20 protein-coding genes are annotated in these 23198 nt (G+C 60.7%); 15 read left to right on the forward strand and 5 right to left on the reverse strand.

Annotated elements, in window-relative coordinates; all coding sequences use genetic code 11:
• The 10 genes from ACYVI2_RS02760 to ACYVI2_RS02805 form a co-directional block, all read left to right on the forward strand.
• Positions 1 to 717, forward strand: a 717-nt coding sequence (locus tag ACYVI2_RS02760; RefSeq protein WP_460490258.1) for a MurR/RpiR family transcriptional regulator, incomplete at its 5' end; no start/stop codon positions are given.
• Entirely contained in the window at positions 714 to 1694 is a 981-nt protein-coding gene (locus ACYVI2_RS02765) for an isoaspartyl peptidase/L-asparaginase family protein (protein ID WP_415819113.1), read from the forward strand. The genes ACYVI2_RS02760 and ACYVI2_RS02765, both read left to right, overlap by 4 nt.
• 41 nt (positions 1695 to 1735) lie before the next feature.
• Entirely contained in the window at positions 1736 to 3622 is a 1887-nt protein-coding gene (locus tag ACYVI2_RS02770; RefSeq protein ID WP_415819112.1) for a dipeptide ABC transporter ATP-binding protein, read from the forward strand.
• Between the two features lie 75 nt (positions 3623 to 3697).
• Entirely contained in the window at positions 3698 to 5251 is a 1554-nt protein-coding gene (gsiB, locus tag ACYVI2_RS02775) for a glutathione ABC transporter substrate-binding protein GsiB (RefSeq protein ID WP_415819111.1), read from the forward strand.
• Between the two features lie 56 nt (positions 5252 to 5307).
• Positions 5308 to 6228 (forward strand): glutathione ABC transporter permease GsiC, encoded by a 921-nt coding sequence (gene gsiC, locus ACYVI2_RS02780; protein ID WP_415819110.1) that lies wholly within the window; start codon positions 5308 to 5310, stop codon positions 6226 to 6228.
• Positions 6229 to 6235: 7 nt separating this feature from the next.
• Positions 6236 to 7135 (forward strand): glutathione ABC transporter permease GsiD, encoded by a 900-nt coding sequence (gene gsiD, locus ACYVI2_RS02785; protein ID WP_415819109.1) that lies wholly within the window; start codon positions 6236 to 6238, stop codon positions 7133 to 7135.
• 235 nt (positions 7136 to 7370) lie between these two features.
• Positions 7371 to 8444: a DmpA family aminopeptidase gene (locus ACYVI2_RS02790; RefSeq protein WP_415819108.1), complete on the forward strand. Its 1074-nt coding sequence runs from the start codon at positions 7371 to 7373 to the stop codon at positions 8442 to 8444.
• Positions 8445 to 8546: 102 nt separating this feature from the next.
• Positions 8547 to 9377, forward strand: a complete 831-nt coding sequence (locus tag ACYVI2_RS02795; RefSeq protein WP_415819107.1) for a M55 family metallopeptidase — start codon at positions 8547 to 8549, stop codon at positions 9375 to 9377.
• Positions 9378 to 9447: 70 nt separating this feature from the next.
• Positions 9448 to 10602, forward strand: coding sequence for a class C beta-lactamase (gene ampC, locus ACYVI2_RS02800; protein WP_415819106.1), 1155 nt, complete (start codon positions 9448 to 9450; stop codon positions 10600 to 10602).
• A 120-nt stretch (positions 10603 to 10722) separates the two neighbouring features.
• A complete protein-coding gene (locus ACYVI2_RS02805; RefSeq protein ID WP_460490259.1) occupies positions 10723 to 12660 on the forward strand; it encodes an aminopeptidase P family protein in 1938 nt (645 codons plus the stop codon).
• On the opposite strand, the gene ACYVI2_RS02810 is transcribed toward ACYVI2_RS02805, so the two are convergent.
• Complete coding sequence (locus tag ACYVI2_RS02810) at positions 12649 to 13557, reverse strand: LysR substrate-binding domain-containing protein (RefSeq protein WP_415819104.1); 909 nt, start codon at positions 13555 to 13557, stop codon at positions 12649 to 12651. The genes ACYVI2_RS02805 and ACYVI2_RS02810 overlap by 12 nt on opposite strands.
• A 102-nt stretch (positions 13558 to 13659) precedes the next feature.
• Between ACYVI2_RS02810 and ACYVI2_RS02815 the strand changes: the two genes are divergently transcribed.
• The 5 genes from ACYVI2_RS02815 (at position 13660) to ftsB (ending at position 19048) form a co-directional block, all read left to right on the forward strand.
• A complete protein-coding gene (locus tag ACYVI2_RS02815) occupies positions 13660 to 14550 on the forward strand; it encodes an alpha/beta fold hydrolase (RefSeq protein ID WP_415819103.1) in 891 nt (296 codons plus the stop codon).
• A 169-nt stretch (positions 14551 to 14719) separates the two neighbouring features.
• Positions 14720 to 16369 carry a CTP synthase gene (locus ACYVI2_RS02820; protein WP_415819102.1) on the forward strand — a complete coding sequence of 550 codons (1650 nt, stop codon included), beginning with the start codon at positions 14720 to 14722 and terminating at the stop codon, positions 16367 to 16369.
• Positions 16366 to 17223, forward strand: coding sequence for a 3-deoxy-8-phosphooctulonate synthase (gene kdsA, locus ACYVI2_RS02825; RefSeq protein WP_415819136.1), 858 nt, complete (start codon positions 16366 to 16368; stop codon positions 17221 to 17223). Before ACYVI2_RS02820 ends, kdsA begins: the two co-directional genes overlap by 4 nt.
• A 55-nt stretch (positions 17224 to 17278) precedes the next feature.
• Positions 17279 to 18565, forward strand: a complete 1287-nt coding sequence (gene eno, locus ACYVI2_RS02830; protein ID WP_094820284.1) for a phosphopyruvate hydratase — start codon at positions 17279 to 17281, stop codon at positions 18563 to 18565.
• 90 nt (positions 18566 to 18655) lie between these two features.
• Positions 18656 to 19048, forward strand: a complete 393-nt coding sequence (ftsB, locus tag ACYVI2_RS02835) for a cell division protein FtsB (protein WP_415819101.1) — start codon at positions 18656 to 18658, stop codon at positions 19046 to 19048.
• Between the two features lie 78 nt (positions 19049 to 19126).
• Here the strand turns inward: ftsB and ACYVI2_RS02840 are convergent, their stop codons facing one another.
• The 4 genes from ACYVI2_RS02840 to ACYVI2_RS02855 all read right to left on the reverse strand — a co-directional run bounded on the left by ACYVI2_RS02840 (position 19127) and on the right by ACYVI2_RS02855 (position 23104).
• Positions 19127 to 19672 (reverse strand): hypothetical protein, encoded by a 546-nt coding sequence (locus ACYVI2_RS02840; protein ID WP_415819100.1) that lies wholly within the window; start codon positions 19670 to 19672, stop codon positions 19127 to 19129.
• Positions 19673 to 19914: 242 nt separating this feature from the next.
• Positions 19915 to 20832, reverse strand: coding sequence for an Hsp33 family molecular chaperone HslO (hslO, locus tag ACYVI2_RS02845; protein WP_415819099.1), 918 nt, complete (start codon positions 20830 to 20832; stop codon positions 19915 to 19917).
• A 66-nt stretch (positions 20833 to 20898) separates the two neighbouring features.
• The gene (locus ACYVI2_RS02850; protein WP_415819098.1) at positions 20899 to 21420 is read right to left on the reverse strand and encodes a gamma carbonic anhydrase family protein; all 522 of its coding nucleotides are present in this window, start codon (positions 21418 to 21420) and stop codon (positions 20899 to 20901) included.
• 22 nt (positions 21421 to 21442) lie between these two features.
• On the reverse strand, positions 21443 to 23104 hold the full coding sequence (locus ACYVI2_RS02855) for an acyl-CoA synthetase (protein WP_415819097.1): 1662 nt from the start codon (positions 23102 to 23104) through the stop codon (positions 21443 to 21445).
• Between the last annotated feature and the right edge of the window lie 94 nt (positions 23105 to 23198).

The following is a 23198-nucleotide window of genomic DNA, read 5'->3' on the forward strand; positions in this document are numbered from 1 at the left end:
GCCAACCGTTTCGCCCGCGCGCTGGATTTGCCGGGCTATCCACAATTTCGCGCTGAACTGGCGCGCGGGTTCGAGTCCGCACTCGAACCGGTAGAGAAAATGCGTGTTGAGCTGGCTCATTCCGCCACGGCGGCGCAAGTCATGGCCTCCGCGCTGGAAGAAGACATCCGCAATGCGCAGCGCACGCTGCAGGAGCTGGACGCGCAGGCCTGTGAGCATGCGGTGGATATGGTGTTGGCTGCCGAGCGCGTGTTCATTATCGGTTTTGGGTCCAGCGGCTTCTTGGCGGGGCTTTTGCAACGCGGCCTGTACATGCATTTGCATGCCTGTGAGTCGCTGGCTGGCCCCGGCGGGGTGTCGCATGCCGCCCGCCAGATGGTCCGTATGACAGCGCGTGACCTGGTCATCGCGATTGGGTTTCCGCGTTATCTGGCCGATACCGTGACCTTGAGCCGGGCGGCGCAGCAGGCCGGTGTGCCGGTGCTGGTATTGACGGACAAAGCGACTTCGCCGCTGGCGCCATTGGCGACCGTGGCGTTATATGCCCATACCTCGCGCCTGTTGTCGTCCAACTCCGAAGCCGCGGCGTTGGGGCTGATAGAGGGGCTGTCGGCTGCCGTCGCTCATCGTTCCAAAAATTCAATTCAGGCCGCCGCAGGCGTGACGCAGTCCGTCATGCCGTGGCTATTTCATGGTGCAGGAGCAGGAAAAAGATGATTCAGCCGGTGATCGCCATTCATGGCGGGGCTGGGGCCATGTCGCGGGCCGCGATGTCCCCCGAGAAAGAGCAAGAGTATCTGCAGGCGCTGCGCAGCATCGTGCAGGCAGGGCAGGCCGTGCTGGCTCAGGGCGGCAGCGCATTGGATGCCGTGACCGAGGCTGTGCGTTTGCTCGAGGACTGTCCCTTGTTCAATGCGGGCCACGGCGCGGTGTTCACCAGTGCCGGTACGCATGAGCTGGACGCCTCGATCATGGACGGTGCTACGTTGCGCTCCGGTGCGATCGCCAACGTCAATTGTGTGCGCAATCCGGTGTTGGCCGCGCGCAAAGTCATGGAAAACAGCAAGCACGTGTTCTTTGTCGGTGACGGCGCTGTCGATTTGGCTCGCGGCGAGGGATTGGATATCGTCGATCCGTCGTATTTCTCGACCGAAGCGCGTCGCGAGCAACTGTTGCGTGTGCAGCGTGAAAACCCCGAGGCCGCCGTGTTGGATCATGACGGCCAGGCACTGGTCGCGCGTGGTCAACCGGCCCCTGCCGACCCGCTGGATGCCGACAAGAAATTCGGCACGGTGGGCGCTGTCGCTGTCGATGCGCAGGGCAATGTGGCTGCGGCAACGTCGACGGGTGGCATCACCAACAAGCAAGTCGGCCGTGTTGGCGATGCGCCGTTGATCGGCGCCGGCTGCTACGCGAATAATCGTACCTGCGCAGTGTCTACGACCGGCACGGGCGAGATGTTCATCCGCATGGTGGCGGCCTATGACGTGTCGGCGCTGATGGAATACCAGGGTGCTTCGCTCGAGGCCGCGGCCAGCCGCGTGGTGCACGAAAAATTGCCCACGATCGAGGGCAAGGGCGGTTTGATCGCTGTGGATGGTCAGGGCAACGTGACTCTGCCGTTCAACACCGAAGGCATGTATCGCGGCTACGGCCGAGTGGGCGAGGACGCTGTCGTCGCCATTTACCGATGACACCGACGTCATCGAGCATTTAGTTAGGAACGGAATTCAATATGGTTGATCGCGCTCAGACGCTGGCGATGCCGGAAAACCGCGTGGTCCAGGTCGATGACCTGACGGTGCGTTTTGTGACCTCTGAACGAACGGTAGAGGCGGTGCGCAATCTGTCGTTCCATGTCGATCGTGGCGAGACCTTGGCTATCGTTGGCGAATCGGGCTCGGGTAAATCCGTGACGTCGCTGTCGTTGATGCGTCTGGTCGAGCATGGCGGCGGACGTATCGCGCAGGGCCGCATGGAGCTGCGCCGCCGCAACAACGAGATCGTGAATCTGGCTGGTGCCTCGCAGCGCTTGATGCGCAGTGTGCGCGGCGCCGACATGGCGATGATTTTCCAAGAGCCGATGACGTCGTTGAATCCGGTGTTCACGGCGGGCGACCAGATCGCGGAAACGATTCGTTTGCACCAGGGCATGGACGCTGCTGCGGCGCGTGCCGAGGCCCTGCGCATGCTGGAGCAAGTCCGTATCCCCGAAGCCAAGTCGGTGCTGGATCGTCACCCGCATCAATTGTCCGGCGGCATGCGCCAGCGCGTGATGATCGCGATGGCGTTGGCCTGCAAGCCTGCATTGTTGATCGCCGACGAGCCGACCACGGCGCTGGATGTGACCATCCAGGCACAGATTCTGCAACTCATCCGTCAGTTGCAAGACGAAATGCACATGGGCGTGGTGTTCATCACGCACGATATGGGCGTCGTGGCCGAGGTGGCCGATCGCGTGTTGGTCATGTTCCGCGGCGACAAGGTCGAAGAAGGTCCCGCCGACCAGGTATTTGCGGCACCTCAGCATCAGTACACCAAAGCTTTGCTCTCTGCTGTGCCACGATTGGGCGCGATGCAAGGCACCGATCTGCCGGCGCGTTTTCCGCTGTTGCAAGTCGATGGCCGCGCACAACCCGTGGCGAAGGACGGCGATACGAGCACGCAGGAGGTGCCTCGTGCAAAGCAGGATCCCGTTCTCAGCGTGCGCGATCTGATAACGCGTTTCGATCTGCGTGGCGGTATTTTCAGCCGTGTGCAGCGTCGCGTGCACGCTGTTGAGAAAGTGAGTTTTGATCTGTATCCGGGCGAGACGCTGTCGCTGGTGGGCGAGTCCGGTTGCGGGAAATCTACGACTGGCCGTTCGCTGTTGCGCCTGGTCCAGAGCCAGAGTGGCCAGATCCTGTTTGGCGGCCGCGATATTGTCAAACTGAAAAATACCGAACTGCAGGCATTGCGCCGCGATATTCAGTTCGTATTCCAGGATCCGTTCGCCTCGCTGGACCCGCGTGTGACGGTCGGCTTTTCCATCATGGAGCCGCTGTTGGTCCATGGCGTGGCCTCGGGCCGCGAGGCCGAGGCACGCGTGGCCGAGCTGCTTGAGCGTGTTGGCCTGCCGGCAGAGGTGGCGCAGCGCTATCCGCATGAATTCTCCGGCGGCCAACGTCAACGCGTGTGTATCGCACGGGCGCTGGCATTGAACCCCAAGGTCGTGATTGCCGACGAATCCGTGTCGGCGTTGGACGTGTCTATCCAGGCGCAAATCGTCAACCTGCTGATCGATTTGCAGCGCGACCTGGGCGTGTCGTTCCTGTTCATTTCGCACGATATGGCCGTGGTCGAACGCATCAGCCATCGTGTCGCGGTGATGTATCTGGGGCAGATCGTCGAGATCGGTCCGCGCCGCGCCATTTTCGAAAATCCCCAACATCCCTACACCAAGAAGCTGATGTCGGCCGTGCCGATCGCTGATCCGGCGCGTCGCCATCTCAAACGCACCTTGTTGTCCGATGAAATCCCGAGCCCGATCCGCAAGGTTGGCGACGAGCCCGTCGTCGAGTCGCTGGTGCAGGTCGGCCCGGGGCATTTTGTTGCGCGTCATGCAGTGGGTGGCGCGTATTGATGTTGCCGGCGGCGGCATGCCGCCGGTCTGTTTTGTTCACTAAACCGTCTCTCCTTTTTGATTTCAGGAGCTGCAATGATGAAAGTACTGCGCCCCACTAAGCTGATGGCCGCCGCCGCGCTGGCCTTTGGCGTGCTCGCTTCGCCGCTGGCCCATGCCAGCAAGGACGTTACCTTCGCGGTATCGATCGCGCTCGAAACGCTCGATCCGTACAACACGAACAGCACCCTGAACCAGGCTGTCGGCAAGGCCTATTACGAGGGTCTGTTCGAGTTCGACAAGGACCTGAAGATCCAGAAAGTCCTGGCCACTGACTACTCTGTCAGCGAAGACGGTCTGGTCTATACCTTCAAACTGCGTCCTGGTGTGAAATTCCAGGACGGCACCGATTTCAACGCCGAAGCCGTCAAAATCAACTTTGATCGCCCTGCCAATCCGGACAATCGCCTGTCGCGCTACATCCAGTTCAGCGTGATCGATCACATTGATGTGGTGGATCCCTTGACGGTCAAGATCACGTTGAAAAAGCCGTTCTCGGCTTTCTTGAACGCCTTGGCTCACCCGGCCGCCATGATGATCTCGCCTGCCGCTTTGAAAAAGTACGGCAAGGAAATCGGTTTTCATCCCGTGGGCACTGGCCCGTTCGAATTCGTCGAGTGGAAGCCCGCCGAATACCTGAAGGTCAAGAAGTTCGACGGCTATTGGAACCAGGGCAAGCCGAAAGTGGATTCGATCACTTTCCGCACCGTGACCGACAACAACACGCGTGCTGCCGTGGTGCAGACGGGCGAAGCCCACTTCGCGTTCCCCGTGCCGTTCGAGCAAGCCGCAATCCTGGCCAAGAACGACAAGCTGGACGTGGTCGATCACAAGAACTCGATCATGGCCCGCTACCTGTCGATGAACACGCAGGTCAAGCCTTTCAATGATCCCAAGGTTCGCCAGGCCATCAACTACGCCATCAACAAACAAGCGTTGGCGAAAGTGGCATTCAACGGCTATGCCACCATCGTCGATGGCGTTGTGCCCACTGGCGTGGATTTCGCCCACAAGACTGGTCCGTGGCCCTATGATCCCGCCAAGGCGCGTCAATTGCTGAAGGAAGCCGGCTACGAAAAGGGCTTCGAGACGCAGTTGTGGTCGGCTTATAACGATGGCACGTCGGTCAAGGTGGTCCAGTTCCTGCAGCAACAGCTCGCTCAGGTCGGCATCAAGACCTCGGTAGAAGTCTTGGAGTCGGGCCAACGCGTGCAACGCGTGCAGCAAGTGCAAAAGCCTGAAGACGCCAAGGTTCGCCTTTACTACGCGGGCTGGTCGTCCTCGACCGGCGAAGCAGACTGGGGCCTGCGTCCCTTGTTGAGCACCGGCGCGTTCCCGCCCGTGCTGAACAACGTGTCGTACTACTCCAACAAGTCTGTGGACGACGGCATCCAAGAAGCCCTGGCCACGACAGACCGTACGAAAAAGACCGAGATCTACAACAAGGTTCAGGAAACCATCTGGAATGACGCCCCCTGGGCCTTCCTGGTGACCCAGAACAACGTGTACGTGAAATCGAAGAACCTGAGCGGTGTGTATGTCGAACCCGACACCTCGTTCTGGTTCGGTGACATCGATCTCAAGCAGTAATCGCAAGCAAGGCTCGGCGGGTGCATGGGGCATCCGCCGACGTCTCAGGAATTTCAATGCTGACCTATATCGTCAAACGTTTATTGGGCATGATCCCGACCCTGTTGTTGGTCTCGGTGGTCGTGTTCTTGTTTGTGCACATGCTCCCGGGGGATCCGGCGCGCCTGGCCGCTGGCCAGGATGCCGACCAGGCCACGGTTGAGCTCGTGCGCCAGGAGCTCGGGCTGGATCTGCCCTTGCCGCAGCAATTTGTGCGCTACTTCAGCCATATGCTGCAGGGTGATCTGGGGAACTCGCTGCGTACCAAGCGGCCCGTGGCCACCGAGATCGCCGAGCGCTTCATGCCCACGATGTGGTTGACGATTGCCAGCATGATCTGGTCAGTCGGATTCGGGATGGTCTTTGGGATCGTCTCAGCCGTCTGGCGCAATCGTTGGCCCGATCGCGTCCTCATGACGCTGGCCGTGTCGGGGATTTCGTTCCCGGCCTTTGCATTGGGCATGATGCTGATGCAAGTCTTCTCAGTGAATCTGGGGTGGCTGCCCACGGTGGGTGCCTCGAGCTGGAAACACTATATTCTGCCGTCCATCACGCTGGGCGCTGCGGTGGCGGCAGTGATGGCGCGATTCACGCGGGCGTCGTTCGTTGAAGTCATTCAAGAGGATTTCGTGCGTACGGCACGGGCCAAGGGCTTGACGGAAAACCGCGTGGTTATCAAGCACACGCTGCGTAATGCGCTGATTCCCGTGGTCACCATGATGGGCTTGCAGTTCGGCTTTCTGCTGGGCGGCTCGATCGTGGTCGAGACCGTGTTCAACTGGCCGGGCCTGGGCCGGCTGCTCGTCGATGCCGTGACGCAGCGCGACTATCCCGTGATTCAGGGCCTGGTGCTGCTGTTCTCGCTGGAATTCATTTTGATCAACTTGATTGTCGACGTGCTGTATGGCGTCATCAATCCCAGTATCCGTTATAAGTGAGGCGGGCATGAGCAATACGACTACCGCCACGAGTGCGCAGGCCGCCAAACAGAATGCGGTGCGCACACCGCTGACCGAGTTCTGGCGCAAATTCAAAAAGCAGAAACTCGCCGTAGGCGCAGGGCTTTTCGTCCTGCTGCTGGTCGTGGTGGCGATTTTTGCGCGTTGGATTGTTCCTTTCGATCCGGAAAATTTCTTTGATTATGACGCGCTGAATGCAGGGCCATCCGCGACGCATTGGCTGGGTGTGGATTCACTCGGCCGGGATATCTTCAGCCGCATCATTGCGGGCGCGCAGATCTCATTGGCCGCGGGTTTCCTGTCAGTCGCCATGGGTGCCGTGGTTGGTACGTTGATGGGGCTGATGGCCGGCTACTACGAAGGCTGGTGGGAACGCATCACCATGCGTATTTCGGACGTGCTGTTGGCGTTTCCCGGGATGTTGCTGGCGATCGGTGTGGTGGCCATTCTGGGTTCGAGCATGGTCAACGTGATTGTCGCCGTGGCTGTGTTCAGCGTACCGGCCTTTGCGCGCCTGGTACGAGGCAATACGCTCGCTATCAAGCAAATGACATACGTTGAGGCCGTGCGCAGTATCGGCGCGTCTGACTGGACCATCATCATGCGCCATATTTTGCCTGGCACGATTTCACCGATCGTGGTCTACGGCACGATGCGTATTGGTACGTCGATCATCACGGCTGCGAGCTTGTCATTCCTGGGCATGGGCGCGCAGCCGCCCACGCCGGAATGGGGCGCCATGCTCAACGAGGCGCGTGCCGATATGGTGCTGGCCCCGCACGTGGCGATTTTCCCGGCGTTGGCGATTTTCCTGACGGTGTTGGCGTTCAACCTGTTGGGCGATGGCTTGCGCGATGCGTTGGATCCGAAAATCGATCGTCGTTGAACCGTGTGTGTGATCCACAGTGAATCGAAAAAGCCCCCACGCCGCGCCTTCGGCTTGCTGCCCCCCAAGGGGGCTTTTTTGTCTTGGGACGGCCCGGCGACAAAAAAGGGCGCGGCGCAGGCTGTGCCCTTTTTTCCTGGTGGGCGAACCACCAGGACTATTGTGTGCTTCCGCGTTGCCCGCGCAACGCAGGTACGAACAAGGAATAAGGAGGCCGCCTTGCAGCGGTAATGCCATGACGAACATTGATTCGGCTTTTCCGATGCCGCGTGTCGGCCGATTGCCCAGCGGCGCACGTGATGCGATCAGCGATGTCGCGGGTGTGACCGTAGGGCACCTGACGCTCGCGGATGGCGATTGCCAGACCGGCGTGACGGTGGTGCGCCCGCATGCCGGTAACGTCTATACCGACAAAGTGCCGGCAGCCGCCAGCGTCATCAATGGCTTTGGCAAGAGCATAGGCCTTGTGCAAGTTAGCGAATTGGGCGTATTGGAAACCCCGATTGCATTGACCAATACGTTTGGCGTCGGCACCGTGGCCAATGCGCAGATCCGTCAGGCGGTCGCAGCCAATCCCCAGATCGGCCGCGAATGGGCGACGGTGAACCCGTTGGTATTCGAGTGCAATGACGGCTACTTGAATGACATCCAGGCACTGGCGGTATCGGAGGCCGACTACCTCGCAGCATACGAGGCGGCCAACGTCGATTTCGCGCAAGGAGCGGTAGGCGCGGGGCGCGGCATGTCGAGTTTTTCTTTCAAGGGCGGCATCGGCTCGGCATCTCGCGTTGCCGAGATCCAGCCCGGCCAACGTTATACCGTCGGCGCGCTAGTGCTGTCGAACTTCGGGCGTCTGCCACTGTTGACGATTGCAGGGCGGCCGTTTGGCAAGCGCTTTGCCGAACAACAAGCGAGTGAAACGGGGCCTGAAAAGGGTTCGATTATTTTATTGCTGGCCACGGATGCGCCGTTGGATGCGCGCCAACTCGGTCGCTTGTCACTGCGGGCCGCGGCAGGATTGGCGCGCACCGGTTCGGTGTACGGCCACGGCAGCGGCGATATCGCGATGGCGTTCTCCACCGCCTATACCGTGCCGCATCAAGCCGAGCGCGCCATGCCCGCGGGCGCCATGTTGCACGAGGCACGTATCGACAAGCTGTTCGAGGCTGCCGCCGAGGCATGCGAGCAAGCTATAGTGGCCGCCTTGTGGCGTGCTGAAACCGTTCACGGCCGTGATGGGCATGTACGGCAAGCCATCACCGACGCCATCCCTGATTGGCAGCAATGGCTGATGGCGCGGGATTTCTGATCGTATGGTGTGGTCCCGAATCCGAGCCGCTAGCTGCCAGCGAGATGGACACCAAGCGTCAGGCGTATCGCATTTTTTTGACCGAATTCTTTTGAACATTTTATGAAGATTTTGATTTCCACCGATATCGAAGGCGTCGCAGGCGTCTTTCATCACGAACAGGTTCGTGCCGGCAATGGCGAATACGAGCGGGCGCGTGCCTGGATGACCAAAGAGGCCAACGCCGCCGTGATCGGCGCGTTTGCGGGCGGCGCGACAGAAGTGCTGGTCAATGATTCGCACGGCGGTTTTCGTAATCTGTTGCCCGACCTGCTGGACCCGCGTGCGCGTCTGGTGCTGGGTAAACCTCGCTATCTGGGCATGATGGGCGGGCTGGAGGAACCATGCGATGCCGTGATCATGATCGGCTATCACTCGCGTGCACAGGGGCGCGGGATCCTCGCGCATACCATCAACAGTTTTGCGTTTGCCCGCGTTCTGATCAATGGGCTGGAACTCGGCGAGGCTGGTTTGTATGGGGCATTGGCGGGCGAGCTGGGCGTGCCGGTCATCATGGCCAGCGGCGACGATGTTTTCATCGAAGAAACGCGGCCGCTGTATCCGAATGCCCAATGGGTGCAAACCAAAGTCGCACACGGACAGGGCAGTGGGGTGACCCTGTCGCCCGAGGCGGCTCGCCAGGCAATTGCGGCCGCGGCGGAAACGGCGGTGCGCGCCGTAGTGGAACACAAGGGCGGTACGGCTCCCCTGCAGATCGCGGCCCCTATAGAATGCCGGTTGCAGACCCAGACCACGGCGTTGGCCGATCTGTTCTGCATGTGGCCCACGCTCGAGCGCGTGGACGGCGTGACGCTGCGTTTTACGGTCGATAGCATGCAAGCAGCGGTACGCACGCTCAATAGCTTGTCGGCCATGTCGTCCATGCTCCGTTAAGGAGTCTTGGTCGTCCGGACGGACTGCAAATCGTTCGTCCCCACGAAGTGCTTTCGAGATTGAATCGCCTATGTATTCCGTCAATAAACGATGGTTTCAAACCTTTTGGTGCGCATGCCTGGCCGCAATCGTGAATCCCGCGTCGGCTGGCGCAGCGGTGCCCGAATCTCCTGTCAATATCAGTCAGGCGGCCGAGCAAGTCATGCGAGAGTACAACGTGCCGGGCATGGCGATTTCCGTGACCGACCATGGGAAACAAACGTTTTATAACTTCGGGGTTGCGTCAAAGACGACGCGCCAGCCGGTCACCAGCGATACGCTCTTCGAGATCGGTTCTGTCAGCAAGACGTTCACCGCGACACTTGCAACATACGCCCAGACGCTAGGACGCCTTTCTTTAGAAGATAGTCCTGCCCAGCATCTGCCTTATCTGCGCGGCAGCAATCTGGATAACGTCAGCCTCGTTCACCTCGGTACTCACACTGCCGGAGGCTTTCCACTACAGGTGCCGGACGCCATCACCAACGAAAAACAGTTGATGCGTTATTTCGCAGATTGGACGCCGCAGTACGGGGCCGGCTCCGCGCGGACCTATGCCAATCCCAGTATCGGTTTGCTGGGCGTAGTCGCCGCCAAGGCCTTAGGTCTGCCGTTCAAGACTGCTATGGAACGACAGCTCTTTCCGCTGTTGGGGCTGCATGACACCTATATCGACGTGCCACGGGCAAAGCTGGAGAACTATGCCCAGGGTTACAACAAAGCCGACGCGCCTGTACGCGTGAATCCGGGCATCCTCGCGGATGAAGCCTACGGCATCAAAACAACCGCCAGAGATCTGATCCGTTTCGTGCAGTTGAATATCGATTCGTCCCAAGGCGGGAGCGATCTCGACAAGGCGTTGCGCAACACCCGTGTCGGGTACTTCACGCTTGGCGCCATGACACAGGACCTCGTCTGGGAGCAATACGAGGAATTCGTCGACTTGAAAGACTTGCTCGACGGAAACTCCGCCAGGATTGCGTATGAAACCCATCCCGTCGAGGCCATCGTGCCGCCTCGTCCCCCCATGCAAGCGGCTTGGGTCAACAAAACCGGGTCGACCAACGGGTTTGGGGCTTACGTCGCGTTTCTACCTGCTCAGCAGAAGGGGGTCGTCATCCTGGCAAACAAGAATTTTCCGATTGAGGCCCGTGTCCGGCTCGCCTATCTCGTCTTGAGGCGTTGACGCACATTGAGACAAGCGTAGTATCGGTTGCCTTTATGGCTACGGCGATACGATCGCCGTCGCATCACCGGCTCGATAAAATGCAGGCAGAAACTCATTCACGTTGCGTTAAGGAATCTCATGTCTTTCACTGATACCCGCATTGCCCAGTTGCGGCAGGCCATGCGCCGCCTAGGCCTGGATGCTTGCATCGTACCGTCTGCCGATCCACATCTGTCTGAATACCTGCCTGCGCGTTGGCAAGGCCGTCAATGGCTCAGTGGTTTTACGGGCTCGGTGGCGACGCTCGTGGTGACGGCAGATTTCGCGGGGCTGTGGGTCGACAGCCGCTATTGGGTGCAGGCAGAAACGCAATTGGCTGGCACGTGTGTACAGCTGATGAAAATTGCTACGGCATCGACGCCGAGTCATATCGACTGGTTGGCCAGCAATCTGACGGCGGGGCAATGCGTCGGTGTAGACGGCCACGTATTAGGCCTGGCGTCGTTCCGGGCCTTGTCTGCCGCCTTGTCGCCAGTGGGTGTGCATCTGGACATCCAGGCCGATCCGCTTGGTGAGATTTGGCGGGATCGCCCCGGCCTGCCTGACGCACTGGTCTATGAACACACGGCGCCGCAGGCATGTGTCACGCGCGCCGACAAACTGGCCCAGGTCCGCAGCGTCATGCAAGCCAAGGGGGCCGACGTGCATCTGTTATGCACGCTGGATGATATCGCCTGGCTGTTTAATCTGCGTGGCGCAGATGTATCGTATAACCCCGTGTTCCTGGCGCACGCATTGATCGGCGCCGACTATGCCACGTTGTTTGTGGCCGACGGCAAAATCGACGAATCCCTGCGCGCCGTATTGGCTGCCGACGGCGTGGATGTTGCTCCCTACGACCAAACGGCAGAGGCCTTGGGATCTATCGCGCTCGATCAAACCCTGCTGATCGATCCCGCACGCGTGACCTGCGGCGTGTTTCACGCGATGGACCCTGCGGTGCCGCGCGTCGAGGCGATCAATCCGTCGACCTTGTTCAAGTCGCGCAAGACCGAGGCCGAGCTGGCCCAAGTCCGCCAGGCCATGGAACAGGACGGCGCGGCGCTGTGCGAGTTTTTTGCGTGGTTCGAGCAGGCGGTCAATGGCGGCGACGCCGTTCCTCTGGCCGATCAACAGGACGGCGACGGCTCGGCTCGTCAGGCCGGCCAACAGGACAGGGGAGATGCGTCGGCCGTTTCTGCGGCCGACGATCGTGATGTCTCCGTGACTCAAGGCACTGCCGCAGAGCCTGTTACCGAATTGACTATCGATGAGCAAATCACGGCGGCGCGCGCGCGCCGGCCGGGATACGTCTGCCCCAGCTTTGGCACGATTGCGGGTTTCAATGCCAACGGCGCCATGCCGCATTACCGCGCCACGCCCGAGTCGCACGCCGTCATCGAAGGCGACGGCCTGTTGTTGATCGACTCGGGGGGCCAATACCTCGGCGGCACCACAGACATCACCCGCGTGGTGGCGGTGGGCACGCCCAGCGCCGACCAGAAAGTCGATTTCACGCTGGTACTCAAGGGCATGATTGCGCTCTCGCGCGCAGCATTCCCGCGCGGCACGCCGTCGCCTATGCTGGATGCCATTGCCCGGGCGCCGATCTGGCAAGGGGGCGTGGAATATGGCCACGGCACCGGTCACGGTGTGGGGTATTTCCTGAACGTGCACGAGGGGCCGCAGGTCATTTCCTATCGAGCAGCGCCGGGGCTGCACACGGCGATGGAGCCTGGGATGATCACCTCCAATGAGCCCGGTCTCTATCGGGCAGGCCGTTGGGGCGTGCGCATCGAGAACCTCGTCGCCAATCGCAGTTGGCTGGAGGGCGAGTTCGGTGAGTTCTTGTGTTTTGAAACCTTGACGCTGTGCCCCATCGATACCCGTTGCATCGAGGTCTCGCTGCTGCGCGAGGACGAAATCGCCTGGCTGGACGATTATCATCGCACCGTCCGTGAACGCCTGGCTCCGCTGGTCGAGGGCGCCGCCTTGGCCTGGTTGCAGTCCAGCACGCAGCCGTTATCAGCTGCGTGAGCGAAATCCCTGCTGGCCGAAGCGTCCTTGCTGCCCAATGCGGCGGGCCGCTTCGATCAGCGCCGTGCTGTCGGGGGTGCTTTCGCCGGCAAAGGCATAGAAGCGCGCTTCGGGCAGTTCCGGCAGCCCCTCTTCGACGCCCAGCACACGCAAGCTAGCGCTGCGCTGGCTATCGGCGACCACGGTCACGGCAAAGCCCGAGCGTGCCGCGGACAAGCACCCAGCCATACTGCTGCTTTCAAAAACGATACGCCAGGTACGATCCGTGTTGCCCAGCGCGGTGACGGCTGCCTCTCGATAGACGCATGGCTCCGGAAAGACGGCCAGTGGCAGTGGTTCGGCCATCGACAAGGGCTGATCCGCCGCAAATACCCAGACTAGCGGTTCTTCCCACAACAAGGTGCCGTGGCCCTCGACGCGGCTGCATTGCTTGCCGAAGACGAGATCCAGGCGGCCACGCTCCTGCTGGCGCAACAGATCAGCGGTGATGCCGACTTTCAACTCGATCGTGGCGTCGGGATGCCATTGGCGAAAGCGCTGCAATACGTGGGGCAACCAGGCTCCGGCAAAATCCTCGGAGGCGCCGACCCGCAGCCGTCCGCGCAGCGGTGCGCCCCGCAGCTTGGCACGCGCCTCGCGTTCCAGATCGAGAATATTGCGACCGTAGGCATATAGGGTGTTGCCTGCTTGGGTCAGTTCCATGCGGCGCGTTGTGCGGGCCAGCAGGCTCGCGCCCGCGATCTGTTCCAGCCGCCGCATGTGTCCGCTGACGGCCGATGGTGTCAACGCCAGACGTTCGGCTGCCGCGGCGAAGCTGCCGCTGTCCACGATCTCGAGAAAGGTGCGCAGCAACACAGTGTCCAGCGGCGGGCCGTCAGCCAGGAGAGGGTAGTCCATTCGAATTCGGTATAAAAAATCATCAATTAAGGATGATTATTTGTTAATCGAGTTGAATAGTCCAGCTACGCTGGCTTTTCTTTCCTGATGCGAGACCACGCCATGAATCCCTATCTTTATGTCTCTACCGAACGGCTCGACATAGGCTATCTCGAGTGGAACCCGCAGGGCAGCCCAACGGCCATCCTGCTGCATGGATGGCCGGACAGCCTCGAGTGCTGGCGGGACGTGGCTCCCGTCCTGGCCGATGCCGGCTACCGTGTGCTGGCGCCAGCATTACGTGGCTTTGCCCCCACGCGATTCCGTGACCCTGCCACGCCGCGCAGCGGCCAGTTGTCGGCGCTGGGCCGTGATCTGCTGGACTTTATCGATGTTCTCGGCCTCGAACGTCCAGTATTGATCGGCCATGATTGGGGCGCGCGTGCTGCGGCCAACGCGTGCGGCCTGCACGATGGCGTGGCCTCACACCTGGTTCTGCTATCGGTCGGCTACGGTACCAATGACCCGAACCAGTCACTGGCGCTGCCTCAGGCGCGCAACTACTGGTATCACTGGTATATGGCGACGCCGCGCGGCGCGCGCGTGGTCCGAGAGGAACGTGACACGTTCGCCCGCATGATGTGGGACACCTGGGCACCCCCTGGCTGGTACGAGCCCGCGGATTTCAGCGAGGCAGCGCGCGCATTCCGGGGGGAGGACTGGCCCGAGGTCGTGCTGCACTCATATCGTCACCGCTGGGGCTTTGCCGACGGGGATCCAGCCTATGCGCAAGACGAGGCCCGCCTGCATCCGGCACCTGTATTGTCGGTGCCTACCCTGGTCCTGCACGGCGGGGCTGATACTTGCAACCATCCCGACAGCTCGGATGGGCGGGAGGCATTTTTTCGAGGCGCCTACGAGCGGCAGGTACTCGAGGGTGTGGGTCATTTCCCGCAGCGGGAGGCGGCGCAGGCTGTTGCCCGGCGCATCTTGCGGTTTTGTCAATCAGTGTAGGGCGGCGCCACAAGCGCACACCGTAATACCATGAGGGGAAGGCCGTGCCGGGCAAGGTGTTTTTTCGAGTTGTTACGTGACAACGGTCAGGGAAAACCCCTGATCTGGTCCGCGCCCGGCTATAATCCAAATTTCCCGCATGCGCCCCTTCGCCCGGGCGCCTATTACGATGACCAAATACGTATTTGTCACCGGCGGTGTGGTGTCATCCCTGGGCAAAGGGATCGCCGCCGCGTCCCTCGCCGCGATCCTAGAATCGCGCGGCCTGCAAGTCACTCTGCTCAAGCTTGACCCCTACATCAACGTCGACCCCGGCACGATGAGCCCGTTCCAGCACGGCGAGGTGTTCGTCACTGAAGACGGCGCCGAAACCGATCTGGATCTAGGCCACTACGAGCGCTTCATCTCGGCCAAGATGCACAAGGTGAACAACTTCACCACCGGCCAGATTTACGAGTCCGTGCTGCGCAAAGAGCGCCGCGGCGACTATCTGGGCAAGACCGTGCAGGTGATCCCTCACATCACCAACGAGATCCAGGACTTTGTCGCCCGTGGCGCCGATGCCGCCTGGAAAGGCGCCACCGATGTGGCGATCGTCGAGATCGGTGGCACGGTCGGTGATATCGAGTCGCTGCCGTTCCTCGAGGCCGCCCGCCAGATGAGCCTGCGCCTGGGCCGCAATAACGCGGCCTTTGTGCACCTGACGCTGGTGCCGTTCATCGCCTCGGCCGGCGAGCTCAAGACCAAGCCCACCCAGCACTCGGTGCAGAAACTGCGTGAGATCGGTATCTATCCCAACGTGCTGCTGTGCCGCGCCGATCGCCGCATTCCCGACGACGAGCGCGCCAAGATCTCTATGTTCTCGAATGTGCCGCTGGACGCGGTCATTTCGGTATGGGATGCCGACTCCATTTACAAGATCCCTGCCATGCTGCACAAGCAGGGCGTGGACAACATCGTGTGCGAGGCCCTGGGCCTGACCCCGCCGCCTGCCGACCTGTCCATGTGGGACAACCTGGTCGATGCGCTGGAACACCCGCGGCACGAAATCACTGTTGGCATGGTCGGTAAATACGTCGACCTGACCGAATCGTACAAATCGCTGTCCGAGGCGCTGGTCCACGCCGGCATTCACACGCGTTCCAAGATCAACATCGAATATATCGATTCCGAGGATCTGGAAACGCGCGGCACCGATCAGCTCAAGCATCTGGATGCCATCCTGGTGCCGGGCGGTTTTGGCAAGCGCGGCACCGAAGGCAAGATCGCCGCGATCCGCTACGCCCGCGAAAACGGCGTACCGTACCTGGGGATCTGTCTGGGCATGCAATTGGCAGTCATCGAGTTCGCGCGCCATGTCGCGGGCCTGGGCGGCGCCAACAGCACCGAGTTCGATCCCTCGGCGCCGCATCCCGTCGTGGCGCTGATCACCGAATGGATGGACCGCGAAGGCAAGGTCGAAAAGCGCGACAACAGCTCGGATCTGGGCGGCACCATGCGCAAAGGCGCACAGCGTTGCCCCATCAAGCCGGGCACTCGCGCCCAGGCCATCTACGGCGACGACGTCAACGAACGCCACCGTCACCGTTACGAGGTCAACAATGTCTACGTGCCGCGCCTCGAAGAAGCCGGTATGGTGATCAGTGCGCGTACGCCCACCGAAAACCTGCCGGAAATCATGGAGTTGCCGAATCATCCGTGGTTCGTCGGCGTACAGTTCCACCCGGAGTTCACCTCCACGCCGCGTGATGGCCATCCGCTGTTCTCGAGCTTCATCGAAGCAGCCATTGCTCACCACGGCGCACGCAAGGAAGTCTGATGAAAGCCTGCGGTTTCGATATTGGTCTGGATCACCCGTTTTTTCTCATTGCGGGCCCGTGCGTCATCGAGTCGCGCGAACTGGCCTTCGACACCGCGGGGCGATTGAAGGAAATCACCTCGGCGCTGGGTATCCCGTTTATCTATAAAAGCTCCTTCGACAAGGCCAATCGCAGTTCCGGCAAGTCGTTTCGCGGCCTGGGGATGGACGAGGGACTCAAGATCCTGGCTGATGTGCGGGATCAGGTGGGCGTGCCCATCCTGACCGACGTCCACGAGACCGAGCAGGTCGAGCCAGTGGCCGCGGTGGTGGATATGTTGCAAACGCCGGCCTTTCTGTGCCGGCAAACGGATTTCATCCGCGCCTGCGCGGCCTCGCTCAAGCCTGTCAATATCAAAAAGGGCCAGTTCCTGGCGCCGCACGATATGGTGCAGGTCGCACAAAAGGCGCGTGAAGCCGCCATCGAGGCCGGTGGCGACGGCAGCAACATCCTGGTCTGTGAACGCGGTGCTTCTTTCGGATACAACAACTTAGTGTCCGACATGCGTTCGCTGGCTATCATGCGAGAAACCGGTTGTCCCGTCGTTTTCGATGCCACCCATTCGGTACAGTTGCCGGGCGGGCAGGGCACGTCTTCGGGCGGGCAACGCGAGTTCGTGCCTGTGCTGGCGCGTGCAGCAGTGTCTGTCGGGATATCGGGCCTCTTTATGGAGACTCACCCCAACCCGGCTTGCGCATTGTCCGATGGCCCGAATGCGGTGCCGCTGGACTTGATGTCTGCGCTGCTCACGTCGCTGGTCGAGCTCGATCGCGTGACCAAACGCAACGGCTTCATCGAAGATCAGTTCATATGAACTGAGCCGATGCAGCCGGCATGAATTTGTTTATCGTTCAGGGAATCAAAAAATCATGAGTGCAATCGTCGATATCATCGGTCGCGAAATTCTCGATTCGCGTGGCAACCCCACGGTCGAATGCGACGTGTTACTGGAGTCCGGCGCCATGGGCCGCGCTGCCGTTCCGTCGGGCGCGTCCACTGGCCAACGCGAAGCCATCGAGCTGCGCGACGGTGACAAGTCCCGCTATCTGGGCAAAGGCGTGCTGCGCGCCGTGGAAAACCTCAATACCGAGATTTCCGAGGCCTTGATGGGGTTGGATGCCCAAGAACAGACCTTTGTCGATCGCACTCTGATCGAGCTGGACGGCACCGACAGCAAAGAGCGCCTGGGCGCCAATGCGTTGCTGGCGGCCAGTATGGCAGTGGCTCGCGCCGCAGCCGACGAGTCGGGCCTGTCGCTGTACCGTTACTTCGGTGGCAGCGGCCCAATGAGCATGCCCGTGCCGATGATGAACGTCATCAACGGCGGCGCGCACGCCAACAACACGCTCGACCTGCAAGAACTGATGATCCTGCCGGTGGGCGCGACGAGCTTCCGCGAGGCCCTGCGCTGGGGCGCCGAGGTGTTCCACAGCCTGAAGAAAATCATTCACGGCCAAGGCATGTCCACCGCCGTGGGCGATGAGGGTGGTTTTGCTCCCAACGTGCCCAACCACGAGGCTGCCATTCAGTTGATCCTCAAGGCCATCACCGAAGCCGGCTACGAGCCGGGTTCGCAGATCGCATTGGGCCTGGATTGCGCCAGCTCGGAATTTTTCCGCGACGGCAAGTACACGCTGCAGGGCGAAGGCGGCCTGTCGCTGTCCTCGCAAGAGTTCGCCAACCTGTTGGCCACCTGGTGCGACAAGTACCCGATCATCAGCATCGAAGACGGCATGGCCGAAAACGACTGGGACGGCTGGAAGCTGCTGACCGAGCAATTGGGCAAGAAAGTGCAATTGGTGGGCGATGACCTGTTCGTCACCAACACCCGCATCCTGCGCGAAGGCATCCAGAAGGGCATCGCCAACTCGATCCTGATCAAGATCAACCAGATCGGTACGTTGACCGAGACCTTTGCCGCCATCGAGATGGCCAAGCGCGCTGGCTACACCGCCGTCGTGTCCCACCGCTCGGGCGAAACCGAGGATTCCACCATCGCCGACATTGCGGTGGCCACCAACGCCATGCAAATCAAGACGGGCTCGCTGTCGCGCTCGGATCGCATGGCCAAGTACAACCAGTTGCTGCGTATCGAAGAAGAACTCGCCGAGGTCGCTTCGTATCCCGGCCTGGATGCGTTCTACAACCTGCGTTGATCTGATGTGGGCCGGACATTGCTATCCCGGGTGTCTGGCCCTTTCGCTGAGTTGACCTTCGTCACGGTATTCCCATAAGGGTTTTTGCATATGCGCCTGTTGTTCCTGGTGCTGCTAGTTCTACTGGCCTTGATCCAGTATCCGCTCTGGTTGGGCAAGGGCGGCTGGTTCACGGTCTGGGACTCGCAGAAACAGATCGCCGCGCAACACGAAACCAATGAGGGCCTGCGCGCGCGCAATGCGGCGCTGGAAGCCGAGGTGCGTGACCTGGAGACTGGGGTCGGGGCCATCGAAGAGCGCGCCCGCAACGAGCTGGGCATGATGCGCGATGGCGAGGTCTTTGTGCAGATCGTGCCGCCGGGCAGTCCGGCTGTAAATAATCCCACGCCAAGCGGTACCACCGCGAATTCGCCTGCGCCTGCTGGCGCAACGGCTAATCGTCCTGCATCGAATCCTGCGCGAGCCAATACTCCGCGTCAATGATCGGCTTGCCGTCGTTTTTCAAGTGCCGTCTCGATGTGATCGGCTGACGATGGCATTCCCCGAGCGTTGTGCCAATTGCTAACCATCGCAATTCCATGCGCCGTAGACGACTCTGTCGTGGCGCGCGGGCGGTGTGGTTTCCCATTGCATCGGGTGCGAGTGCATTTCAATGCGCAAATTCAATCGGATTGCCAGGAATCCGTGTGCCAGCGCGGCACGCGTAGAACAATCGTCTGTGAACCGCGCAACACGGCGCAATAGCGTACGTGTCAATGTCGTAAAAGGTTCATGCAGATACGTCAGACGCGCATGCAGCGTCGGGGTGTGGTCCGGCGGCAGTATTTCGATCCGCCATGCCGGCAGGCCGGTCGTCTGCTGTACGCGATGCCAGGTACGGTCCTGCGCTGTGCGTGCGTTGCTGCCGGCATAAACGAACCGCGGCAAAAACGATTGCGTAAATGCCTGCTCCATCACGTCCCGGCGGCCATGCTGAGTCGCGCCAGCCCGGGCGCTGTCCAGCAACGCCACATACGCCAGTTGCCGCACGATCTGCCAATGGGCAGCTTCGATAATCAGCAGGCTCAATAACAGTAACGGGACGGCAACAATGCTGAATTCAACCATTGCTGCCCCGGCTTGACGTGACGGCGCGGCTCGATGTGCGGCATACCTGCCCGATGTCGTGCAGACATGGGCAAATAGCGCTGCGTACGGGGAAAAAGAAGAACACTGGGGCATGGCCAGCAGTGTGCCTGGCTCAGGCTGCAACGTCGATTGTGGGAACTACGACTGCGGTAACTACGACTATCCTGGCTAGTCGAGGCGAGGCAGTGTCCAGCCCATCATTCGCTGACGCCAACGTTCGATCAATGTACCGTAGGCGGATCCTGTTCCGGCATCGGCTTTGCCGCGGCAAATAGCCCCGAGCAATCCACGGCATCGAACGTATAAGGTTTGCCGCAGAAATCACAGGTCACCTCGACCTGTCCACGTTCTGCCAGGACGTCGTTGAGCTCGGTTTCACCGAGCGACCGCAGCATATTTGCCACGCGTTCGCGCGTGCACGGGCAATGCCAGCGCACCGTCGACGGGTCGAAGGCAATCAGCGTTTCTTCCCAATACAGCCGATGAATGACGGTATCAATATCCGCGGCCAGCAGCTCACCGGGCTCCAGCGTTTCGGCCAGCACAATCGCACGCGTCAGCGAATCTGAGGTATCAGATTCATGCGCCTTGCCGCCCTCGCCAGGCAGGCTTTGCACCAGCAGCCCTGCTGCATATTGCCCATCGGCCTGCAGCCACAACCGGGTGTCCAGTTGCTCCGAGGCTTTCATATAGTGCTGCAACGCCTCGGCTACCGTGTCGCCTTCCAGCGGCACAATGCCTTGATACGTCTGCTGGCCCGGCACCTTGCGCCGTGGGTCCAGCACCACGATGAATCGCCCTTCGTCATGCGTATTGAGCAGGCTTTGCATGGTGCCATCCTCGGGGACCTCGTGGCCTTCGCGGATCTTGACCGTGGCGCGCAGGCTCAAATCCGACTGACATTCGACCACCAGCAGCGCAATGGGTCCCGATCCCTGGATCTGCAGCACCAGCGATCCCTCGAACTTGATATTCGCCGCCAGCAATGCCGCAGCCGCCATCAGTTCTCCCAGCAGCCGCTGTACGGAGGGAGGGTACTGATGATGTTCCTGGGCCTGCAGCCACGTATCGTGTAACCGCACGGCCTGGATGCGCACCGAGCGGTCTTCGAGGAGGTATTTCTTGAGTTGATCAGTCATGCATGAATGTTAGCCGATCAACTCGACTCAGAGCTATTACCCCGGCATGTGCCGAGGTCAGGCCGGTCAGCCGATCCGCTTGAGCGCCTGCTTGTAATGCTGGGCTCGCGTCTGATAGTGGACGTTATTTTTGTGCATGTTGGCAATTTCGTCCGCGGACAGCTCTCGGACGACCTTGCCCACGCCGATCACGAGGGAATTGTCGGGAATGATTTTGCCCTCGGGGATGATCGCGCCCGCGCCGATCAGGCAATTACGTCCTACCACAGCGTTATTCAACACAATGGCCTGCATGCCGATCAGAGCACCCTCGTGGATGGTACAGCCGTGCAACATGGCCTGGTGGCCTACGGTCACGCCTGGGCCTATCGTCATCGGGCAGCCCTCGTCGACGTGCAAGACGGAGGATTCCTGGATGTTGCTGCCGGTCTCGATCACGATGGGGGCATTGTCGCCGCGGATCGAGACGTGCGACCAGATACTGACACCGGCTTGCAGCGTGACGTTGCCGATGATATCGGCGCTCTCTGCAACATAAACACTCGGATCAATGGTCGGGATCAGGTCATCAAGTTGGTAAATAGGCATACAGCAGTTGTCTCTGGCAGTGTCAGGCAGGATTGGCGGCGCGGGTTTCCTCGCGCAGGCGCAGCACGCGGCGTTGAATCTTGCCTGTTGTCGTCATAGGGAGTTCATCAATGAACTCGATTTCTTTCGGATATTCGTAGGGCGCCAAACGGTCCCGTACATGTTCTTGCAGAGCCTGAATCAACTCGGCGGGATCGCGCTCGGCATATTCCGGCGTCAGGACGACATAGGCTTTCACCAGCGCCCCTCGTTCGGCATCGGGCTTGGGAACGACGGCGGCGTTCGCCACGGCGTCGTGACCCAGCAGGCAGTTCTCGATTTCGCCCGGACCGATACGGTAGCCAGCTGACTTGAACACATCGTCGGCCCGGCCGGCATACCAGAGGTAGCCGTCGTCATCGACGCGCGCCAGATCGCCGGTGCGGCACCAGTCGCCCGTGAATTTTGCCTGGGTGGCCGCCTCGTTGCGCCAGTAGCCCAAAAACAGGATAGGGTCGGGAAAACCGCTGATATCGTAGCGATTCAACGCGATCTCACCGGTTTCGCCGGCAGCCACGGGTTGACCGTCATCATCGATCACCGCGACCTGGTGGCCCGGGTAGGGGCGTCCCATGCTGCCTGGTTTGGCCGGCCAGCGCAGATGGCTGTTGCCCACCACATAATTCAGCTCAGTCTGACCGAACATCTCGTTCGGCGTGATACCCAGCGCGGTCTGGCACCATTCGAAGACCGTTTCGCCCACGCTTTCCCCAGCACTCATGATGGCGCGCAACGCCAGCCGGTATTGGCTGGCCGGCTCGGGTACCGTCTTCATCATCATTTTGAGCGCGGTGGGGAACAGGAATGTGTTCGTAACCTGATAGCGCTCCATCAGCTCAAAGGCGCGTTCGGGCGAGAACCGTCCGCGCGTGCCGACAATGGGGTGGCCGAAATACAGCGTGGGCAACAGAGCGTCCATCATGCCGCCCGTCCAGGCCCAGTCCGCTGGCGACCAGAATACGTCGTTGGCTTTGGGGAACCAGTTTTGCGAGGCGACAAAACCCGGCAGATTGCCGATCAGGACGCTATGCGGCAGCAATGCGCCCTTTGGGGCACCCGTGGTTCCTGAGGTGTACAACAGGATGGCAGGGTCGGCGGCACGGGTCATCACTTGCTTGAATTCACCTGGCTGGCGTGCCAGCAGGCTGCGCCAGGGCAGGACGCGCTCATCGACAAAACCGATCCCGATGATTTGATTCAAATTCGGGCAATTGTCGCTAATAGCCAGCAAGTTGGCGCTGGAAGCATAGTCGACGATAGCGACCCGGGCATCGGAATCGCGCAGCCGGGTTTCCAGAGCCTCCGGACCGAACAACGGCGACAGCGGTACGACGATCGCCCCGACACTATAGATGGCCATATGGGCCACCACGGTTTCCGGCCGTTGTCCTAAAACCACACCAACCCGATCGCCGCGCTCGACACCCATCTTGATCAGGCCATTTGCCAACTGATTGGCAGCTTCGCCTAATCGTGCATACGTCCAGACTTCGCGATTGCCCGCTTCGTCTTCGTAGTAAATGGCAATACGCCGGGCGTCCGACGAACTCGCCGCCCAGCGGTGGCAGCAGGCTTCCGCAATATTGAATTGGGTCGGAACCAGCCAGCGGAATGATTGGTAGAGCGACTGATATTGGTCGTTCATGGCCCTATTTTGTAAGCGCGCTGGCGATCATCCCGAGGGATGCCGCCCGGGGGCCGGAATGCCCCCAACAGGTGCAAGCATGACCTAGAGGGCC

Source organism: Bordetella tumbae (assembly GCF_054780995.1).